The organism is Limosilactobacillus agrestis, from assembly GCF_014145585.1.
Lineage (GTDB): Bacteria > Bacillota > Bacilli > Lactobacillales > Lactobacillaceae > Limosilactobacillus > Limosilactobacillus agrestis.
The window spans coordinates 79,501-99,676 of sequence record NZ_JACIVF010000035.1; the positions used below are offsets into that span (position 1 = coordinate 79,501).

Consider the following 20,176-nt stretch of genomic DNA (forward strand, 5'->3'; position numbering starts at 1 on the left):
TACTTGTATTAAGATAGGAGCGCAATGCATTGGAAGTAAAGTATGAAACAGTAAAGCAAACTTTACGAAATGAAATTATTGATGGAAAATATAAAATCAATGAAAAATTACCAACTGAAAGTGCCTTAATGAAGCGTTTTAATGTGTCGCGTTATACAATTCGTCGCGCTGTTGGTGATCTTGAAAACGAGCACTATATTTACCGTATTCAAGGTGGTGGAATGTTTGTCCAAGATTGGCAACGTGACTGGACAAAAAGTGAAAAGAATAAAATAATTGGGGTAATCAGCACTCACATGGCTGACTATATCTTCCCCCCAATTATTTCTGGAATTGATAGTGTGATAACAGAACAAGGTTACTCAATGATTGTTGGAAACACGCTTAATGACCATAAACGTGAACGCCAAACAATCTTAAATATGTTAGATTTACAAATTGCTGGATTAATTATTGAGCCTACTGAAAGCGCCATGCCTAATCCTAATTTAGATCTCTATCGTCAGGTCCAGAAATATAAAATTCCAACAATACTATTTCACTCTACTTATCCCGGTTTTAATTTTCCTTCTTTACTAACAAAAGATCGGGAAGCTGAGGAAGAATTAGTGAAATACCTCTTTAGCCTTGGACATACTAATATTTTAGGAGTATTCCAAATAGATGATCAACAAGGGGTCGACCGCATGACTGGAATGATCAAAGCATATCAAGATAACAATATTCCTACCACTAAATCAAATGTTATTATGTACCAATCAAATGAAAATTACGAAGATATTATCAAAAAAGTCGATACGATGCTTAATAGTAATAATGACATTACCGCTATTGCTTGCTATAATGACCGGCTGGCAACAAGAGTTATTAGTTATCTTCAGAAACAAGGAAAACGTGTTCCAACTGATATTTCAGTAATAGGTTTTGATAACTATGAAATGGCACAAATTATTTCACCCAGTCTTACGACGGCTAATCACCCTAAACGTCAACTGGGCGAAGATGCTGGGAAAATGATCTTAAAAATGATTGCTGGCGAAAAAGTTTCTTCAAAAGTTTATACCCCAACGATACTTAAGGGACAATCTACTGCCCCGTTTATTTCAAAGGAGAATCCAAATGAATAATGAAGTAAAACAATTATTACTTGCTGATAGTCAATCAATGCCTCAAGAAGGATTTGGCTTATATAAAATCACTGATCAAAGTACGATTACCTCAGCGATAAAGTATGCCTATGATGCTGGCTATCGTCTTTTTGATACCGCACAATTATATAAAAACGAAGCAGAAGTTGGAAATGCTTTGCAGGAGCTTGGTTTACCTCGCGAGGAACTTTTTATTACTACAAAAGTATCGGAACCTAATCAAGGGTTTAAGCAAACGATTGACTCTGTTAAAGACTCACTTCAAAAATTGAAACTCGATTATGTTAACCTTCTGCTTATTCATTGGCCAATTGAACGAGCTTTCTTTGACACCTGGGCAGCTCTTGAAGAATTAAAGAAAGAAGGTCTGACTCGTTCAATTGGTGTTAGTAACTACCAAATGATCCATCTCCAATATCTTGCTACCCAAGCACATGAGATGCCCGTCATCAATCAAATTGAACGTCACCCACGCCTCAACCAACAACCCTTGCTCCAATACGATAAAGAACATGGTATTGTTACCCAGGCGTGGAGTCCGCTTGGGCGTGGAACCATCCTCGATAATCCAACCCTCAATAAGATTGCTGCTAACCATCATAAGTCTGCCGCCCAAGTTGTCCTCCGCTGGCATTTGCAAAGCGGGGTCGCCTTCATTCCGAAGTCAGTTCATGAAGCGCGAATCAAGCAAAATATTAACATCTATGACTTCACATTAAGCAACGAGGAAATGACTGCTATTAATAACTTAAATAACTTTACACGCGTAGGTAAAGAACCAGCACTAGTTTACGAATATAATCTTAAATATTAAGAATGATAAAGGGAACCAAGATAACGGCCGTCACATGACCATATCTTAGTTCCCTTTTTGCGTTAAAGATAACCTGGGAAATAATCAATTATTCTACATATGGATTCTCTTTAATGATCCGTGCTGGATTACCGGCAATAACAACATTATCACCAAACGACTTTGTCACTACACTTCCAGCACCAACAATTACATTATTACCCAAAGTTACACCTGGACAAATAATGGATCCCCCACCAATCCATACGTCATCCCCAATAGTGACATCCTTACTTTGTCCATAAGCTCCATTTCGTCGTAATTGTGGGTCAAGGGGATGATTGACAGTATAAATCTGCACGCGCGGTCCCAATAAACAATGCTTCCCAATCCGAATTGGGCTTACATCAAGCATGACACAATCATAGTTAGCGAAGAAATCATCATCTACATAAATGTTATAACCATAATCGCACTTAAATTGCGGATGAACTTCACACTTTTCGCCAACGTGCCCAAATAGTTGACGAATCACAGTATTGCTTGCAGTCGGGTTCATTTCACCAAGAGCATTAAATCGTTCAACTAATTGGCGGGCATATTGACGCTCTTTAACTAATTCAGGATCATAAACATTAAAAACTTCCCCTGCTAGCATTTTCTCTTTTTCAGTTTTCATTATTTCCATCTCCTGATAAAAAATGATTCTACTCGTCTCGAGGTTTGCCGAGTAGAACCATTTTGAGGATTTTCAATTAAAATTAACTATTCAATAAAATCAACTTTAACATCTAACATTCCGAAAAGATCTTTAATTTGTTGTGGCTTCAAACTGAAACTCAAGATTGTGTGGTGACCACCACCAGCATGCATCCAGCGTTCAGCACCTTCCTTTAAGCCAACAGTTGGTGTCCATAACTGCTTAGCAACTGGAAGATGAGGCGTTTCAGCTTCTGGCTTGTGACAATCAACTGAGTAACCAATAACCTTGTAACCATCGTTGAAGTATGAAAGGGTAACATCGACAGCCTTACCTTCACGACCAGTAAATACTAACCGTGCTGGATCATCTTTACCACCAATGTCTAATGGATGAACCTCAACCCGTGGCTTATCTGAAGCAATTGTTGGGTCAACTTCAAGCATGTGTGAACCAAGAATTGCTTGGTGACCTGGACGAAGATCTAAGGTGTAGTCTTCCATAAAGGCAGTGGCAACATTATCCGCAGCAATCTTCAATAAGCGGTCCATGCCGGCAGACTTCCAATCACCTTCAGCACCAAAGCCGTAGCCATCACGCATCAATAATTGAGCAGCTAAGCCAGGCAATTCTTCAAGGCCATGCAAGTCTTCAAAGTTAGTGGTAAAGCCAGTGTAGCCTTTTTCATCCATAAACTTCTTCAAACCAAGGTATTCACGAAGTTGGTATCGAACTGAGTGTTCATAGTGTTCCTTAGAATTGTCACCTTGGACCATTTCGTAACGACTTGCTAAGTCCTTGTAAGCAGCATCAATTTCATCTTCACTGATACCATTTACATATTCAACCAAGTCACTTACTGGCCAGTAGTCAACAGTCCAGCCAAGGAACATTTGGGCTTCAACCTTATCACCTTCAGTAACGGCAACATTCCGCATTGTATCACCAAAACGAACAATCTTAATGTTAAAGCTTTCGTTGTAAGCAACTGCAACATTTTGCCAGTCAGCGATTTCTTCTTGAACTTCTTCATCACCCCAGAAGCCGTAAACAATCTTGTTATGCTTTTGCAAACGAGCGTTAATGTAAGCATATTCACGGTCACCATGAGCTGATTGGTTTAAGTTCATGTAATCAAAGTCAATGGTGTCATATGGAATCTTGTTCAAGTATTGGGTTGCCAAATGAAGTAGTGGCTTTTGCAAAAGCTTAGTTCCCCGAATCCAGTTCTTTGCTGGTGAGAAGGTATGCATCCACGTCATAACACCGGCAACATTGTCATTGTAGTTAGCTTCCTTCATAAACTTAGTGATTCCTTCAGCAGTTGTCATAACACCCTTGAAGACAACCTTGTAAGGCAACTTACCACTTTTGTTTAACTTATTAACAATATCTTCAGCGTCAGCAGCAACTGACTTTAATTGTTCTTCACCGTAAAGGAATTGACTACCAGTAACAAACCAAAATTCGTAATTCTTAATATCCATGAGATTACACTCCTTTTATGCTAAAAAGTTTTTAAATGTAGCTACCAAATTAATTAAGCGTGAGCTGCATGATCTTTTGAATGCGCATTATTTTGTCCGTAATATGCATTCGCCCCATGCTTGCGGTAATAGTGTTTGTCCAATAAGTATTGTGGTAAGTGAAGATCTTGGTGCGTTAATTGCATTGCATGATAATCTTCTTCTGCCACAACTTCTAACACCTTAGCATTATAAACTGCTTTGTCAGGTGTTGGGCCCCAGGTAAATGGACCATGTTGCATTACTAATGCCGCTGGGGTTGCTTCATAGTCCAAGCCCCGTTCCTTAAATGAACGAACGATTACCTTTCCTGTATTACCTTCATAGTCTTCTTCAATTTCTTCCTTCGTCAAAGCATCAGCGGCTGGGACATCGGTATAGAAAGTATCAGCGTGCGTGGTATTCATCGCTGGAACATCCATCCGTGCAGCTGCAAATGCTACTGCCCATGGTGAATGAGTATGAACGACTCCACCAATCTTTGGGAAGTGATTATAAAGGTAAGTGTGAGTAGGAGTATCACTGGATGGATTCAAGTCACCCTCGACTACCTTACCATCCAAGTTGACAACAACCATGTCTTCCGGCTTCATTTCTTCATATGGAACTCCAGAAGGTTTAATAACAAACAATCCTTTTTCACGGTCAATTCCTGAAACATTGCCCCAGGTAAAGGAAACAAGCCCTAGTTTAGGAAGCCGCATATTTGCTTCATAAACTTCTTTCTTTAAATCTTCTAACATGTACTATTTACTCCCTTTCTCTTTACGTTCTTTAATGTCGTCACCAGCTAATGCTTCAACAGGTAAGCCTGCTTGGTAGCGAGTAATAAAGCTTTCGTATCCCTTTACACCAGCAGGTTCTGGCGTAAGGGTCATACTTTCTGGATTCTTAAAGACTTTTTCATCAAGGTAATCTGCTAGGGATTCTTTCCCGTAAGTCTCAGCATACTTAGCAAGAACTGCCATTCCCCATGGTCCACCTTCACTGGCAGTATTCATGATTGTAATTGGGATATTTAAGGCATTAGCTAAAACTTGTTGCCCAATAACTGGTGTCCCAAAGAGTCCCCCTTGCGCAACCATGACATCGGTTTGAACATGTTCTTCATTTAGTAAGATATCCATTCCAATCTTCAATGGCGCAAACGCTGCGTAGAGTTGAGTAAGGAAGAAGTTAGCGAGGTTCATCTTACTATTTGGAGTACGGACAAATAAGGGACGTCCTTCTTGAATCTTGGTAATATTTTCACCAGAAAGATAACTATAATTAATTAATCCACCAGCATCTGGGTCAGAGTGAACCGTTGAATCAAATAGGGTCTCGTAAAGCGTATTGGTATCAATCTTAGCCCCAATTGCATTAGCAAAGTCTCTAAATAAGCCAACCCAAGCGTTGATATCTGAGGAACAATTGTTGATATGAACCATAGCCACTGGATCACCAGTTGGAGTAGTAACAATATCAATATCACGGTGAAGTTTCTTTAATGGAGCATCCAACACATTCATTGAGAAGGCTGAAGTTCCAACTGAAATGTTTCCTGTCCGTTTTCGAACACTGTTAGTTCCAACCATTCCAGTTCCTGCATCCCCTTCTGGAGGGGCCATCAAACTACCAGCTTGCAAAGTCCCACTTGGATCAAGCAACTTTGCTCCATCAGCAGTTAAGTGACCTGCATCGCGTCCAGCTACCAGGACTGCAGGCAAAATATTCTTAAGTTGCCATGGGTATTGTTCAACTTCTGGTAATGAATTGAATTTTTCAATAAAGTCTTGACGATAAGTTAATGTTTGATCATCGATTGGAAATACTCCTGATGCATCTCCAATTCCTAAAACTTTCTCACCCGAAAGCTTCCAATGAACATAACCAGCTAAAGTTGTAATGAAATCAATATCTTTAACATGCGGTTCCTTGCTCAAAATTGCTTGGTAGAGGTGAGCAATACTCCATCGCTGTGGAATATTAAAATCAAATAAATCAGTTAACTGATCTGCAGATTCTTCGGTAATGTTGTTCCGCCAGGTTCTAAAGGGAACAAGTAATTGGTTATTTTTATCAAATGGTAAATACCCATGCATCATAGCACTGACACCAATTGAACTAATTTCATCCAAACTCACATGGTACTTACTTTGGACATCTGCCTTAATCTCGGCATAAGCAGTTTGAATTCCTTCCCAAACTTGATCCAGTGGGTATGTCCAGATTCCATCTTTTAATTGGTTTTCCCAGGTATAGCTCCCAGAAGAAATGGTTTCGAAATCAGGATTAATCAAAACTGCTTTAATTCGGGTAGAACCTAATTCAATTCCAAGTGAAGCCTGACCATTTTTTAACTGTGTCGCTGTTTCACGTAAATTCATAGAGTATTCCTCCTAATTTTCAGGATTGGTGGCTTTTACTCGACCACGGTTTGTTCCTTGCTCTTCAATTTCTTCAAGAGTGTGACCACGAGTTTCAGGAACACAGGTCTTAACAAAGATAACTCCTAAGATACAAATAATTCCGAAGATCGCGAAAACAGCTTCTTGTGGCATGCATGCAGTCATAATTGGGAAGATAAGACCAACTAACCAGGATCCAATCCAGTTAAATGATGAAGCTAAACCAGATGCACGACCCCGGATAGCTAGTGGGAAGATTTCACCAACAAGCACCCATGTTAACGGAGCCCATGTGAAGGAGTAAAAAGCAACATAAATACATAAGAACACAACAATTGTCATCGGATTCATATTTGGCATCATCCAATTAATAACGGCTGGAAGAATGAAGGAAAGTCCCATGACAGCACCACCAACCATTAACAATGTCCGCCGGTTAAATTTATCAGCAATCCACATGTATACTAGGGAACCAATAACTAAGATAATCCCCTGAACGATTGGCCACATTAAATTTGAAGATGCTGCTTGACCAGTTGCCTTTTGAACAATTAATGGAATGTAGTAGAAGATCGCGTTTGCACCTTGGAATTGTTGAAAGGCCGCCACTCCAACCCCGGCAATAACTAGGTAGCGATACTTACTACTAAACAATGTGGACCAACTTGTCTTTTGATTTGCTTGTTGCTCTTCTTTAGCAGTTTCTTTAATACTTGCTAATTCTTGATCAATTTCAGCTGGATTTTTACGAATGTAAGAAAGAACTTTTCGTGCTTGCGCTTCATCACCCTTACGTAATAAAAACCGTGGAGATTCAGGCAAACGAAGAACACCAAGGAACAAGATTAAAGCAGGAACAGCTGCCAATCCTAACATGAGGCGCCATGCCCATTCACCAGGAAGGTCCTTCAACAGGAAATCAACAACATATGATAACAACATTCCAGAAACAATCATCGTTTGGTTAAGTCCAGATAAACGTCCACGTGCTTTAGCTGGTGCCATTTCGGACATATAAGCTGGTACTAGGGCTGAAGCTGCCCCCACCGCTAAACCTAAAAACATCCGGACAATAATCAGATAGTAGGCACTTGCTTCGCCCATATCTGGTGAAACACCAGATAAAACGGAGAATATCATAAATACAATTGCAGACATTAAAATCATTTTCCGCCGACCAAACTTATCAGAAAGTTGTCCGGCTAATGCACCTCCGAAAATAGCCCCAAACATAACTGCTGAAGTAATCCACCCAACTAGAGAAGCCTCATTTTCAAGGTGCCAATCAGCTTGCAAGAAAGGCAAAGCACCAGTCATAACACCAATATCGTAACCAAATAGGATGCCCCCAAATGATCCGAAGAAGTAGATAAATGCACTTGATATTTTCTTCTTGGCTTTAGCCATTACATTCATCCTCCTTAAAAATTAAAAGATAATAGTTATTTATGAACATGAACGCGCTTTCATTGAACAATTATTACTATAGAATATTTATCCGTATAAATCAAGTGCATTATTTAAAATTAATCATAACCAATTGTGAAAAGTTGTTTTATACATTTAACGACCCTGTGTCTATCTTGTACTTAGAAGCTGTTATGCATGTGAAAAATATTTTTATTTTTTTACTACTAAAAAAGACTAATTCCGGTTTAATGCATAAAAAAACTGGAATTAGTCCTTAATAATCAATTAAGTTTTCATTAATTATTTGTACGTATAAATTTTTGATTTTAAACTCAAAAAACGAAGCTTAGACATGTCAACCATCTCTCAGCTTCGTTTTTTAGTTACACATATTCTAACTAAATTTCTAAATTCTTTAACTCTAATAAAATTGTATCTTCTGCTACTGATCCATTACGAGCAATGCTAAGGCTTTCCGCAATCTTTAAAGCTTTTTTAGCTTCTTCATTGTCGTTCTTTAGGATGTAGCTACGACCAATACATAAGTACAATTCATCCAATAAGAATAATGAGTCATGTTCTCGACAAAGTTCAATTCCCTTATTAGCAACTTCAATAGCATGATCTGGATCCTCAAGTTGAAGATATAATTCGGCAATTTGACAATCAATTGATGCCCATTGCCGAAGACTCCCAATTAACTTTTTATTATCAATCAATTTAACAGACCGATTAGTTAATCGTGCTGCACGTTCCTTGTCACCACGCTTTAAGTAGGCAAGAGCCATTCCCGCAGTTGTCATAGCTAAATAAATATTAGCACTAGTAGTAGCAAATTGAGTTAATACGAGTTCAAAATTGAAAATAGCTTCATCGATTTGGTTATTTTCAACTTGAACCATTCCTACTAGATAGTAGTAACGTTGTTTATCAAAATCACTTTCTAGATTTTTTACATGAACCTTCTTCAAAAGTACTGAAGCATCTTCAAAGTTGCGTATAATCAAATTATCAACAATCTGATTAAATATTTCATTTATTCCGCTAATTTCATTTTCGACAATTCTATCAGAAGAAATATTTAAGCGTTCACATATTGCCGTTAAAATATCCATTTTGGGTAAGCGATTTTGTTTTTCCATTAGGCTAATTGTCGCTTGGGTACAAATCCCTTCAGCTAGAGCCGTTTGGGACAATCCACGCTTACGACGAATTTGTTTTAATACGTCTCCTCGAAGTTTCATTGTTTATCTCCCTTAATCATAATTGTTGAATAAAAAACATGTACTCTATAAACGGCATTATTACCAATTATATTATATCACTAATTTGTAATAAATATTAATTTAGTTTCCACTAAGTCTTTTATTATAAGCTAAAATTAAGTTAATACTATTCTTATGATTAATTTTATAAGAATAAATACTTTATAACCATCTTCATGATTAACTCTATGATAGTTATAAAGTACAGCAAATAGCGTGACTGTAAGAGAACCCACCGCTTACAAAATATCACATAATATTATTACATTATAAATTATATTATAATTTTGTATTCCTGCAATACTAAACTAAAGATTTTTTACTAATATAAAATTATTTTCTCCCTTTGATGATTTTGATAACAAAAATGGTCAGGATGTTGCACTCACAACATCCTGACCATTAAATAATTACTCTTTAGTCTTCGTTATATTTCTTTTGACCGACCCGTTCAGTCCCGAGCTTACGAAAATCATACTTAATCTTACTATTTCGTTCATATTCTTGTAATCCTAATTGAATTAACCGATCAATCAAGTCAGGATATGAAATGCCAGAAACTTCCCACATTTGGGGGTATAAACTAATGTTAGTAAATCCAGGTAAAGTATTTGGTTCGCCAAGATAAGGGACATTGTTGTGATCAACTAAAAAGTCAATTCGTGCCATTCCCTTCATCCCTAATGCCTTATATGCTTTCAATGCCATGTCCGTAATTTCGTCCACTAAATATTGTGGTAATTTTACAGGAAGCTCAAAAACAACTCCACTGGCATCTACAAACTTATTTTCATAATCATAGAATGGATCATCCTTAGGAACACGAACAGCTCCTAATTTAGATGCAATGGGGTGTTCATTTCCTAAAATTGAAATCTCAATTTCTTGAGGATTGTCGATCCCCTGTTCTACTAAAATTTTGTAGTCATACTTAAAGGCATCGTCTAACGCTTTTTCATATTCTTCAGCGTTAGTAACTCGATGAATTCCAACGGAAGAGCCTTGCTTAGCTGGTTTGACAAAAGTGAGATCACCTAATTTTTCTTCAATCCGCCCCCATGAATAGTCAGCTCGATTTTCTGGTGTAACTACTACATAAGGGGTGTTACGAATTCCAGCTTGACTAATAATCTTCTTAGTAAGATCCTTATCAAAAGACATTGCACTAGCTGCAATATTTGAACCAACGTATGGCTTATTAAGGAGTTTAAAGAGGCCCTGAATAGTTCCATCTTCTCCTAAATTACCATGAATAACTGGGAAGAAGAAATCAATTTCCCTTTGTTCATTTAAGGCCATAATTGGTGCTAATGGATTACTCATATCCATCTTTTGGTATGCTTCTGCCACTACTTGATCTTCAGGTTCACCATCAAAGATCTTTTGCGAGTCCTTATTTCCTAAAAGAATTCCATCCTTAGTAAACATAAAAAGACTTACATCATACTTTTCCTTATCAAGAGCATCATAAATATTATGTGCTGATCGCTTTGACACATCATGTTCAGAGGAGTTTCCCCCAAATAATAAAGCGATATGTAATTTCTTGGTCATAATAAATACCACCTTAAATATTCTATCTTAACCGTTTCCCTAGAATCTTAAGTATAACATGAACGATAAAAATCTGCCAATAAAAATAGGAGACAAGCACCAGGCCTCCCTAGTTCTAATCTCCTATTTTTTATTTAACTTCAACAATCCAGTTTTTTTCCATATCACTTGAATTTAATCCAGCTGGATCATCAACAATAGCTTCATTTATTTTAGTAATTTTACCATCAATAGGGCTATCCACATCGGTAACTGCCTTTTCTGCTTCAACCGCAATAAACTTATCAGCCTGCTTCAAAGTTGTCCCAACTGCTGGCACATCGATGAAACTTACCTCTCCTAACTTATCTCGGCCTTCATCGTTTAAACCGACACGCTTAGTACCATCTGCTTGTTTTTTTACCCAAAAATAATTTTTTGCCATTTTACGACCCCACTATCTAAATTCACGATTACTGCTAAACATATAAGAATGATGATGATAACGCATTGACATCACCATTCCAATCCCAATCAGGTTACCAATTAAGGAGGATCCCCCCGCACTAATAAACGGAAGTGGAATACCTGTTAGAGGCAATAGTCCAATATTCATTCCAATATTTTCAAAAACGTGGAACAGAATCATCATGATAACTCCAGTGGATATATAAGCATAGAATTCGTTCTTGGTATCAAATGTTACCCGAATCATTAAGTAAATCAGTAACAAGTAAATAAGGATTAATAAAACCCCACCAATAAATCCAAAATTCTCACCGATAACAGAAAAAATCATATCCGACTCACGGACAGGAACATACACCTTGGAATTATTAAAACCAGTCCCAGTAATGCCACCAGAACCAACAGCCTTAATACTCTGCCATAACTGATACCCTTGGTTAGTTGTATCTTGTTCCGGATGAAGCCAGGTATCAACCCGGTCAAACTGGTATGCTTGGAATCCAACATGTTCTAGTATTTGCCGACCTACCGAACTAGTTACCATCGCTAAAGCCGAACCACCAACAACCACTAATATTGTAGCTGCTGGTACCAAGATTCGCCAGGTCACTCCAGAAACTAAGATCATTCCACAGAAAATAGCGAAGAAAACTAACCCCGTCCCAAAGTCATTTTGAAACTTAAGAGAAATCAAAATTGGTACTAGCCATAAGAACATTGTTCCAATCAATCGCCAATCTGAATCAACTGTATGGACACTATATCGATTATTATGAGTCGTAATGACCCGCCCCATCATTAAAATATAGGCAGGTTTCATTATTTCTGAAGGTTGAAACGTAAATGGTCCAATCGCAAACCAACTCTTAGCTCCTGTACTAGCATAATAAGCTCGACTATAAAAAACGAGGATTGCAAACATTAAAAACACACTTAGCCAGTATACAATTGGTGCCAGTTTCCATAATTGTTCAGCATCAAATTGCATAATTACAATAATAAGGATTGTCCCGACCGCATACCAAACCAACTGGGTAATAACCTGACGTGCAACACTAGTTTGTTGACGATCATGAACTGCCGCGACATAAATTGAAGCAAGTCCAATCAAGGCTAACAAAAGCACACAGAATATAATTCCCCAGTCAATCCGACTTTCTACATCATTTTGCGAACGTTGCATTACCAAACTCCTTTACAAATTATTAATCAAAGAGGATGGTTCACCAAACTAATGCTGGTGAAGATGATATTGTTGAAGAACTATTTCTAATCCTTCTTCTTGAGAACGAACATAAAATTCGCTCTGTTCACTTATCAGCATTGCTTTGAAACGTTCATTATCGGTTACAACTTCACCAATTAACCGGTCTCCAATAAAAATTTGTTGAACAGGTTGATTACGACGTTCAATATCTTTAACGCTGACTTCTACTTTTTTATCTTTCTTTGACACTTTTTCACCCTTAATAACTATTATTACCCCTGACGACGAAAAGTAAAATGATTAGGTACTGGATCATAGCCACCATGAGAAAACGGCTGACAACGAAGGAGACGCCAACTTCCGAGTAATATTCCTTTTAAGCCAAAGCGCTGCAGAGCTTCTAACATGTATTGTGAACATGAGGGCGTAAAGCGACATATAGGAAATGGTCGTTGCGCGGAAATACCTTGTTGATACCATCGAATAAGGTCACATAAAATCCTTACCATTTTCAAACTACTTCTTTCGTTCAGTCTTCTGCATCCGTTCTAACATTTCACCAGCACCTTTAGCAACATTGTCTAATGGGTCTTGTGAAACAACAACTGGTACTTTTAGACGAGCACTGAATAATTGATCAACACCCTTTAATAAGGAAGTACCACCGGTTAACATTATTCCCCGGTCAATAATATCACTAGCTAACTCTGGTGGAATTGTTTCTAATACATTTACAGCTGCTGCAACAATTTGTTCAAGCGTATCATGCAATGCTTCTTCAATTTCATTTTCATTAACTGTGATTTGTTTTGGCATTCCAGTAGCGACATCACGGCCACGAACATCCATTGTTTCAGGATCATCAACTCGTAATGCAGTCCCAAGTTCCATCTTGATTTTTTCAGCAGTATGCTCACCAATTACTAAGCCGTGCTTACTCTTAATATAGGCGGCAATATCACTATTCATCTTGTCACCAGCCATCCTAATCGAACGACTCGAAACAATGTCTCCTAATGAAAGAATGGCGATATCACTAGTACCACCACCCATATCGATTACCATGTTTCCACGAGGCTTAAAAATATCCAGCCCAGCACCAATTGCTGCTACCTTTGGCTCATACTCAAGATAAACTTTTCCGCCACCAGATTGTTCGGCAGCCTGAATAATTGCCTTTCGTTCAATTTCGGTGATATTCGTTGGCGCGCAGATCATAATGTTTGGCTTTGACATGAACCCTTTAACGCTTAGTTTACCGATAAAATACGAAAGCATTTCTTGGGTAACGTCAAAGTCAGAAATAACTCCATCCTTTAATGGACGAATGGCCCGAATGTTACTAGGAGTACGTCCAACCATTCGGTATGCTTCTGAACCAACAGCCAATACTTTATTGGTCTTTGTATCAACCGCCACAACTGACGGTTCATTTAGAACAATACCCTTGCCTTGAACATAAATCAAAACATTGGCCGTTCCTAAATCAATTCCAATATCCTTTGCCATTAATTTCTTCTCCTTCTAGCTAGTTAAGTGTTAACACTAAACTCGTTAATATCGTTCGTAATTATACCACAAAATAGGGCTACAAACAGATGTCGCTTACGAATCTTTAATCTTGATTTGTTTTATTCTTTGAAGGCTTTACCGCCAATTTAAATTTGTCTTCAACGTCGATTCGATCAATCTTGGCTCCTAATTGTTGTAACTTTTGGTGAAGATGGTAATATCCCCGATCAATGTATTTCAAGTTACGAACCTGAGTAATTCCATCAGCCGCCAACCCAGCTAGTACTAAAGCAGCTCCTGCTCGTAGATCGGAAGCAGCTACCTCTGCTCCACTAAAACGAGTTGGCCCATTTAAAACCGCAACCGGACCATTAATTTGGAAGTCAGCATTCATTCGACGCAATTCTTCTAAATGCATAAAGCGATTTTCAAAAATAGTCTCATCTAAAGTACTTGTCCCATTTGCTAAAAGCTGGAGGACCGACATCTGAGGTTGAAGATCTGTAGGGAAGCCAGGGTATGGGAGGGTTTTAATATTTGTAGGAATTAAAACTGATGTCCCAAGAACACGAATCCCATCTTCTTGGTTAATAACAGTCACACCCATTTCTTCCAATTTAGCAATCAATGAAGTGTTATGCTTAGCAACTGCTCCTTCAACCACTACGTCACCATTAGTAATGGCTGCCGCAATCATAAACGTCCCTGCTTCAATTCTATCGGCCATTACCGTATGCTCGCAGCCATGAAGGAAATTAACACCCTGAATACGAATAACATCTGTTCCAGCACCATGAACCCGCGCACCCATTTTATTGAGCATGTTTGCTAAATCAACAATTTCCGGCTCACTAGCCGCATTTTCAATTGTTGTAATTCCCTGGGCAAGAGTAGCTGCCATCATCAGATTTTGCGTTGCGCCCACACTAGGAAAATCTAAATAGATATGATCACCAATTAAGTGTTCAGCTCGTGCTTCTACATACCCATCATGTTGTTCAATAACTGCGCCCAATTGCCGTAATCCTTTCAGATGTAAATCAATTGGGCGAGAACCGATCGCACATCCACCAGGGAGCGCAATTTGTGCATGACCTGTTCGAGCTAACAAGGGTCCCAAAACTACCATGGAAGCTCGCATTCGGCTAACATATTCTAATGGTGCTTCAGACGATACGGGATCAGCTGCATTAATCGTCAAAATGTGCTTATTCTTATCAAAATCTACTTTTATATTTAAAAACCGTAATAACTGATTCATTGTCGTTACATCCGATAAAATTGGAACATTTGATAATTTAATGTTTCCACTAGAAGCTAAAATAGCTGCTGCTTGAATCGGCAAAACTGCATTCTTAGCTCCTTCAACTTTAACTCGACCAGTTAACCTCTGACCGCCTTTAACAACAATTTTTTCCATAAGTTCCTCCAGTAAATACTATCGAATTAAATATGTCAAATTACCAATTGCACTTAAGATATTTAAGAAAAATGTCGCACATAGATATCCTAGTCCAGTAGCCATTAAAACAATGAGTAAAGGTAATGTGCGTGGTGGTCGGTTAAAAAAATGTTCCAAATGTATCCCTTGAATAGCAATAAATGCTAACCAAACAAATGCAAGTTGTACTATTATTTCTATTAGTGCCCGCAATCCTGTAATTTGCAATCGATCACCCTCTTTTAAACTAAATTTAATCATATCATATCACATGATTAAATTATCAATTCGTTAAAAAGCTTAATGATCTTTTAAACGAAAAAAGGATCATGGTCTCCCATAATCCTTCTTTAATGTTCTGTATTAAATATTACGTTGCTTAGAAGCGGCATTCAAACGGTTAATTGCACGTTTGAGGTGAACCTCTGCCCGTGACAAGTCACTTTGATTCTGCTTCTTCTTTGCTTCCGTAATTGCAGACTCAGAACGCTCTTTGGCTTTCTTTGCCCGCTCAACATCAATTGCTTCAGGCATTTCAGCACTATCAGCTGCGATCGTAGCATTTTGACCATCAAATTGAATGATCCCACCATTAACCGCCGCAACTTCATCAGTGCCTTCAGAATGTTTAATTCGAACTGTACTGATTTCAAGCGCAGCAATTAATGGGACGTGGTTAGCCATGATTCCCATTTGTCCACCAGCAGTGTCCATAACAAGCATGGTAACTTTATCATTATCATAGACGGTGCCATCTGGAGTAATAATAGTGACCTTAAAAGTATTTTCAGCCATAATTATCCCTCCTAGTCTTCTGAGCTATCTTCGTCAGTATCAGCTTTCATTTTCTTTGCCTTTTCAACAACGTCTTCAATTGGTCCCACTAACCGGAAAGCTTCTTCTGGAAGATCATCATACTTACCAGCAAGAATTTCCTTGAAGCCCTTAATTGTTTCCTTTAATGGAACATATTTACCAGGTAAACCTGTAAATTGGGAAGCAACACTAAAACTTTGTGATAGGAAGTTTTGAATCCGCCGTGCACGAGCAACGATTGTCTTTTCTTCATCAGATAATTCATCCATACCTAAAATAGAGATGATATCTTGAAGTTCATGATATCGTTGAAGAACGTGTTGAACCTGTGTAGCAACTTCATAGTGTTCCTTACCAACAATTTCTGGGGTAAGAGCAGTCGAAGTTGAAGCTAGTGGATCAACGGCTGGGTAAATACCAATTTGAGTTAATCGACGTTCCAAGTTAGTAGTTGCATCCAAGTGGGCAAATGTTGTAGCTGGTGCCGGGTCGGTATAGTCATCGGCAGGAACATAAACGGCTTGAATAGACGTAATTGATCCCTTCTTAGTTGAAGTGATCCGTTCCTGTAACCGACCCATTTCAGTAGCTAATGTTGGCTGGTAACCAACGGCAGAAGGGATCCGCCCCAAAAGGGCAGAAACTTCTGAACCAGCCTGCGTAAACCGGAAGATGTTATCAATGAATAACAGAACATCTTGCCCCTTTACATCACGGAAGTATTCCGCAATTGTTAAACCAGTTAAGGCAACCCGCATACGGGCACCAGGTGGTTCGTTCATCTGACCATAAACCATGGCCGTCTTTTCAAGAACTCCAGAGGCCTTCATTTCATAGTACATATCGTTACCTTCACGGGTACGTTCACCAACTCCTGTGAAGACAGAAATACCATTATGACCCTGGGCAATGTTATGAATCAATTCCTGAATCAAAACGGTCTTACCAACACCAGCACCACCAAATAGACCAATCTTACCACCACGAACATATGGAGCTAGTAAATCAATAACTTTGATTCCAGTTTCCAAAATTTCGGTAGCATTATTTAAGTCATCATACTTTGGTGCATCACGGTGAATAGGCATCCGTTTCGCATCAGGGCCAAATTTCGGTCCGTTGTCAACAGGTTCCCCTAAGACATTAAATACTCGTCCCAGAGTATCATCACCAACTGGTACACTAATTGGTGCACCAGTGTTTTCAACTTCCATCCCCCGTTGAAGACCATCAGTACCGTCCATGGCAATTGTTCGAACAACACCATCACCTAATTCCAAGGCAACTTCAGTTGTTAAAGTCTTACCATCGCTTTCCTTAATCTTCAAAGCGTCATTAATTTCAGGAAGTTTTTCATCTAAGGGAAACTCCACATCAACAACTGGTCCGATAACTTGTAAAACTTTACCAGAACTCATGTTGTTTCCTCCTACGTTAGAAAAATTATTCTTGAGCAGTCATCCCACCAGTAATTTCTGTAATTTCAGTGGTAATTGCTGCTTGCCGTGCTCGGTTATATTGCAATTCGAGAGTAGAGATAATGTCATCGGCATTCTCTGTAGCTGAACGCATTGCATTTGCACTTGAAGAGTGTTCTGATGTTTTAGCATCAAGAATCGCTCCATAAATCAAACTTTCCGCATATTGGGCAACCAATGCAGAAATGATTTCTGTATCTGACGGTTCAAATTCATACTCTGCTGAAACATGAGCAGTACTTACATCAGAATTATTTAATTCTGTGTTTTCTTGTACTTCACTTCCATCATCGAGTAATGACTTTTCAGTAATTGGAAGTACATCGTGAGTAATAACATTTGATGTAATTCGGTTAACATAATGACTGTAAACCATATACATTTCATCAAATACCTGGTCACTGTACATTTGAACAGCAGTCTTTACAATACTATGAACTTCCCGATAGGTAGGAACATCGCTAACGCCTGAATATTCGTAAACGACATTCATGCCTCGCTTCTTAAAGAATTCTGTTCCTGTTTTACCAACCGTCAAGAATACGGTGTTGTCTTTATCAAGATTGTGCTTTGCCATCAAATCTAACGTTTGTTTGATAATATTACTATTATAACTACCAACCAAACCCCGGTCAGACGTAATTACAAGCACCCCAGTCTTTTTAACTGCGCGCTTTTTAAACAGTGCAGCGTAAACATCATCTTGCGAAGCTGCAGATGTTGCGCTGTGAGATTTAACCAGATCAGACAACATTTGCTTAACCTTCTCAGCATATACTTCGTAGGTCTGAGTGTGGTGTTGAATTTGATTCAGTTTTGCGGTTGAAACCATTTGCATCGCCGAAGTAATCTGACGCGTACTCTTAGTGGAATCAATCTTATGTTTAACTGCAGCGAGTGAAGCTGGCACTAAATCTCACCGTCCTTTCGACTAATCATCATTAACTATTTTTCTTCAGCGACTTGCTTTTTAGTTCCTTGAAATGTTTCAGAGAACTTAGCAACAGCATTTTGCAAGTCATCGCCTTCTGGTAGCTTACCAGTCTTCTTGATGGTGTCGTAGAGGTCTTGGTGGTTAGCATGCATATAAGCAGCCAATTCACTTTCATAACGTTGAACATCTTCAATTTCGACCTTATCGATGTAGCCATGTGAAAGAGCAAATAATGTTACGACTTGTTCTTCTACTGGCAGTGGATCATGCAATCCCTGCTTCAAGACTTCCATCGTCCGTTGACCACGAGCCAATTTAGCCTGTGTAGCTGCATCAAGATCTGAACCGAATTGCGCAAAGGATGCCAATTCATTATATGAAGCAATATCCAAACGCAATGTACCAGCAACTTTCTTCATTGCTTTAATCTGAGCGTCACCACCAACACGAGAAACTGAAGTACCAGCATCGATAGCTGGACGTTGCCCTGCATAGAATTCATCTGAATCTAAGAAGATCTGACCATCAGTAATAGAAATAACGTTAGTAGGAATATATGCAGAAACATCACCAGCTTGTGTCTGAATGATTGGTAAGGCGGTCATTGAACCACCACCAAGATCATCAGACAAACGAGCAGCACGTTCTAGTAACCGTGAGTGAGTATAGAAAATATCACCAGGGTAAGCTTCACGACCAGGAGGACGACGAAGAATTAATGAAAGTTCACGATATGCATCCGCTTGTTTTGATAAATCATCATAAACAATTAGAACATCTTTACCGTTATACATAAATTCTTCACCCATCGCAGCCCCTGCGTATGGCGCAACGTATAACATTGGAGCAGGATTTGAAGCACTAGCTGAAACAACAATTGTGTAATCTAATGCTCCATACTTGCGAAGAGTTTCAACACTAGCCCGAACAGTTGATTCCTTTTGACCAATAGCAACGTAAATACAAATTACGTCCTGGTTCTTTTGGTTAATAATGGTGTCTAACGCAATGGCAGTTTTACCTGTCTTACGGTCACCAATAATCAATTCACGCTGACCACGTCCAATTGGAACTAAGGCATCAATAACCTTAATACCAGTTTGAAGTGGTACACTAACACTCTTACGCTCCATAACACCTGGAGCTTTATGTTCGATTGGACGAGTTTTATCTGTTTTAATCTCACCAAGACCGTCAATTGGACGACCTAATGAGTCAACGACCCGTCCTAATAATGCATCGCCAACGGGTACTTCCATGATTCGACCCGTCCGCTTAACGGTGTCTCCTTCGCGAATGCCTGTGTAATCCCCTAAAATAACAATACCAACATCATTACTTTCGAGGTTTTGAGCCATTCCGTAGACCCCGTTATTAAATTCGAGCAACTCACCAGCCATAGCATTATCTAAGCCATCGGCACGAGCAACACCATCACCAACATAGGTAACAGTACCGGTTTCTTCGACAGATACTTTGTCTTGGTAGTTGGCGAGTTGTTTTTTGATGAGTGAACTGATTTCCTCAGTTTTAATGCTCATAAAGGTCTCACCTC

General features: G+C 38.8%; 20 protein-coding genes. 2 read left to right on the top strand and 18 right to left on the bottom strand.

Annotation, left to right across the window (positions count from 1 at the left end):
- Nucleotides 1-29: 29 nt before the first annotated feature.
- Entirely contained in the window at nucleotides 30-1,127 is a 1,098-nt protein-coding gene (locus tag H5R88_RS02630; protein ID WP_182578039.1) for a GntR family transcriptional regulator, read from the top strand.
- Nucleotides 1,120-1,962, top strand: coding sequence for an aldo/keto reductase (locus tag H5R88_RS02635; protein ID WP_182600183.1), 843 nt, complete (start codon nucleotides 1,120-1,122; stop codon nucleotides 1,960-1,962). Before H5R88_RS02630 ends, H5R88_RS02635 begins: the two co-directional genes overlap by 8 nt.
- Nucleotides 1,963-2,050: 88 nt before the next feature.
- Here H5R88_RS02635 and H5R88_RS02640 read toward each other — a convergent pair whose 3' ends face one another.
- The 18 genes from H5R88_RS02640 to atpA all read right to left on the bottom strand — a co-directional run bounded on the left by H5R88_RS02640 (nucleotide 2,051) and on the right by atpA (nucleotide 20,162).
- The gene (locus tag H5R88_RS02640; protein WP_182600184.1) at nucleotides 2,051-2,620 is read right to left on the bottom strand and encodes a sugar O-acetyltransferase; all 570 of its coding nucleotides are present in this window, start codon (nucleotides 2,618-2,620) and stop codon (nucleotides 2,051-2,053) included.
- Nucleotides 2,621-2,706: 86 nt separating this feature from the next.
- Complete coding sequence (gene araA / locus H5R88_RS02645) at nucleotides 2,707-4,128, bottom strand: L-arabinose isomerase (RefSeq protein ID WP_182600185.1); 1,422 nt, start codon at nucleotides 4,126-4,128, stop codon at nucleotides 2,707-2,709.
- 53 nt (nucleotides 4,129-4,181) lie between these two features.
- On the bottom strand, nucleotides 4,182-4,910 hold the full coding sequence (locus tag H5R88_RS02650; protein WP_182578035.1) for an L-ribulose-5-phosphate 4-epimerase: 729 nt from the start codon (nucleotides 4,908-4,910) through the stop codon (nucleotides 4,182-4,184).
- 3 nt (nucleotides 4,911-4,913) lie between these two features.
- Nucleotides 4,914-6,536 (bottom strand): xylulokinase, encoded by a 1,623-nt coding sequence (locus H5R88_RS02655; RefSeq protein WP_182600186.1) that lies wholly within the window; start codon nucleotides 6,534-6,536, stop codon nucleotides 4,914-4,916.
- 12 nt (nucleotides 6,537-6,548) lie between these two features.
- The gene (locus H5R88_RS02660) at nucleotides 6,549-7,973 is read right to left on the bottom strand and encodes a sugar porter family MFS transporter (RefSeq protein ID WP_372457366.1); all 1,425 of its coding nucleotides are present in this window, start codon (nucleotides 7,971-7,973) and stop codon (nucleotides 6,549-6,551) included.
- Between the two features lie 392 nt (nucleotides 7,974-8,365).
- On the bottom strand, nucleotides 8,366-9,211 hold the full coding sequence (locus H5R88_RS02665; protein ID WP_182578032.1) for a helix-turn-helix domain-containing protein: 846 nt from the start codon (nucleotides 9,209-9,211) through the stop codon (nucleotides 8,366-8,368).
- A 438-nt stretch (nucleotides 9,212-9,649) separates the two neighbouring features.
- Nucleotides 9,650-10,786 (bottom strand): D-alanine--D-alanine ligase family protein, encoded by a 1,137-nt coding sequence (locus H5R88_RS02670; RefSeq protein ID WP_182578031.1) that lies wholly within the window; start codon nucleotides 10,784-10,786, stop codon nucleotides 9,650-9,652.
- A 130-nt stretch (nucleotides 10,787-10,916) separates the two neighbouring features.
- Nucleotides 10,917-11,210 (bottom strand): glycine cleavage system H family protein, encoded by a 294-nt coding sequence (locus H5R88_RS02675; RefSeq protein WP_182578030.1) that lies wholly within the window; start codon nucleotides 11,208-11,210, stop codon nucleotides 10,917-10,919.
- Nucleotides 11,211-11,222: 12 nt separating this feature from the next.
- The gene (locus H5R88_RS02680; RefSeq protein ID WP_182578029.1) at nucleotides 11,223-12,416 is read right to left on the bottom strand and encodes an FtsW/RodA/SpoVE family cell cycle protein; all 1,194 of its coding nucleotides are present in this window, start codon (nucleotides 12,414-12,416) and stop codon (nucleotides 11,223-11,225) included.
- Between the two features lie 48 nt (nucleotides 12,417-12,464).
- Complete coding sequence (locus tag H5R88_RS02685) at nucleotides 12,465-12,689, bottom strand: DUF2969 domain-containing protein (RefSeq protein WP_182578028.1); 225 nt, start codon at nucleotides 12,687-12,689, stop codon at nucleotides 12,465-12,467.
- A gap of 23 nt (nucleotides 12,690-12,712) precedes the next feature.
- Nucleotides 12,713-12,949, bottom strand: coding sequence for a membrane protein insertion efficiency factor YidD (gene yidD, locus H5R88_RS02690; protein ID WP_182578027.1), 237 nt, complete (start codon nucleotides 12,947-12,949; stop codon nucleotides 12,713-12,715).
- Between the two features lie 7 nt (nucleotides 12,950-12,956).
- Complete coding sequence (locus tag H5R88_RS02695) at nucleotides 12,957-13,949, bottom strand: rod shape-determining protein (RefSeq protein ID WP_182578026.1); 993 nt, start codon at nucleotides 13,947-13,949, stop codon at nucleotides 12,957-12,959.
- Nucleotides 13,950-14,055: 106 nt separating this feature from the next.
- Nucleotides 14,056-15,372 carry a UDP-N-acetylglucosamine 1-carboxyvinyltransferase gene (gene murA / locus H5R88_RS02700; RefSeq protein WP_182600188.1) on the bottom strand — a complete coding sequence of 439 codons (1,317 nt, stop codon included), beginning with the start codon at nucleotides 15,370-15,372 and terminating at the stop codon, nucleotides 14,056-14,058.
- 18 nt (nucleotides 15,373-15,390) lie between these two features.
- Nucleotides 15,391-15,654 (bottom strand): DUF1146 domain-containing protein, encoded by a 264-nt coding sequence (locus H5R88_RS02705; RefSeq protein WP_182578024.1) that lies wholly within the window; start codon nucleotides 15,652-15,654, stop codon nucleotides 15,391-15,393.
- Nucleotides 15,655-15,756: 102 nt separating this feature from the next.
- On the bottom strand, nucleotides 15,757-16,188 hold the full coding sequence (locus H5R88_RS02710) for a F0F1 ATP synthase subunit epsilon (RefSeq protein ID WP_182578023.1): 432 nt from the start codon (nucleotides 16,186-16,188) through the stop codon (nucleotides 15,757-15,759).
- A gap of 11 nt (nucleotides 16,189-16,199) precedes the next feature.
- Nucleotides 16,200-17,627 (bottom strand): F0F1 ATP synthase subunit beta, encoded by a 1,428-nt coding sequence (gene atpD / locus H5R88_RS02715; RefSeq protein ID WP_182600189.1) that lies wholly within the window; start codon nucleotides 17,625-17,627, stop codon nucleotides 16,200-16,202.
- Between the two features lie 25 nt (nucleotides 17,628-17,652).
- Nucleotides 17,653-18,597 carry a F0F1 ATP synthase subunit gamma gene (locus tag H5R88_RS02720; RefSeq protein ID WP_182600190.1) on the bottom strand — a complete coding sequence of 315 codons (945 nt, stop codon included), beginning with the start codon at nucleotides 18,595-18,597 and terminating at the stop codon, nucleotides 17,653-17,655.
- A 35-nt stretch (nucleotides 18,598-18,632) separates the two neighbouring features.
- Nucleotides 18,633-20,162: a F0F1 ATP synthase subunit alpha gene (gene atpA, locus H5R88_RS02725; protein WP_182578020.1), complete on the bottom strand. Its 1,530-nt coding sequence runs from the start codon at nucleotides 20,160-20,162 to the stop codon at nucleotides 18,633-18,635.
- Nucleotides 20,163-20,176 lie beyond the last annotated feature (14 nt).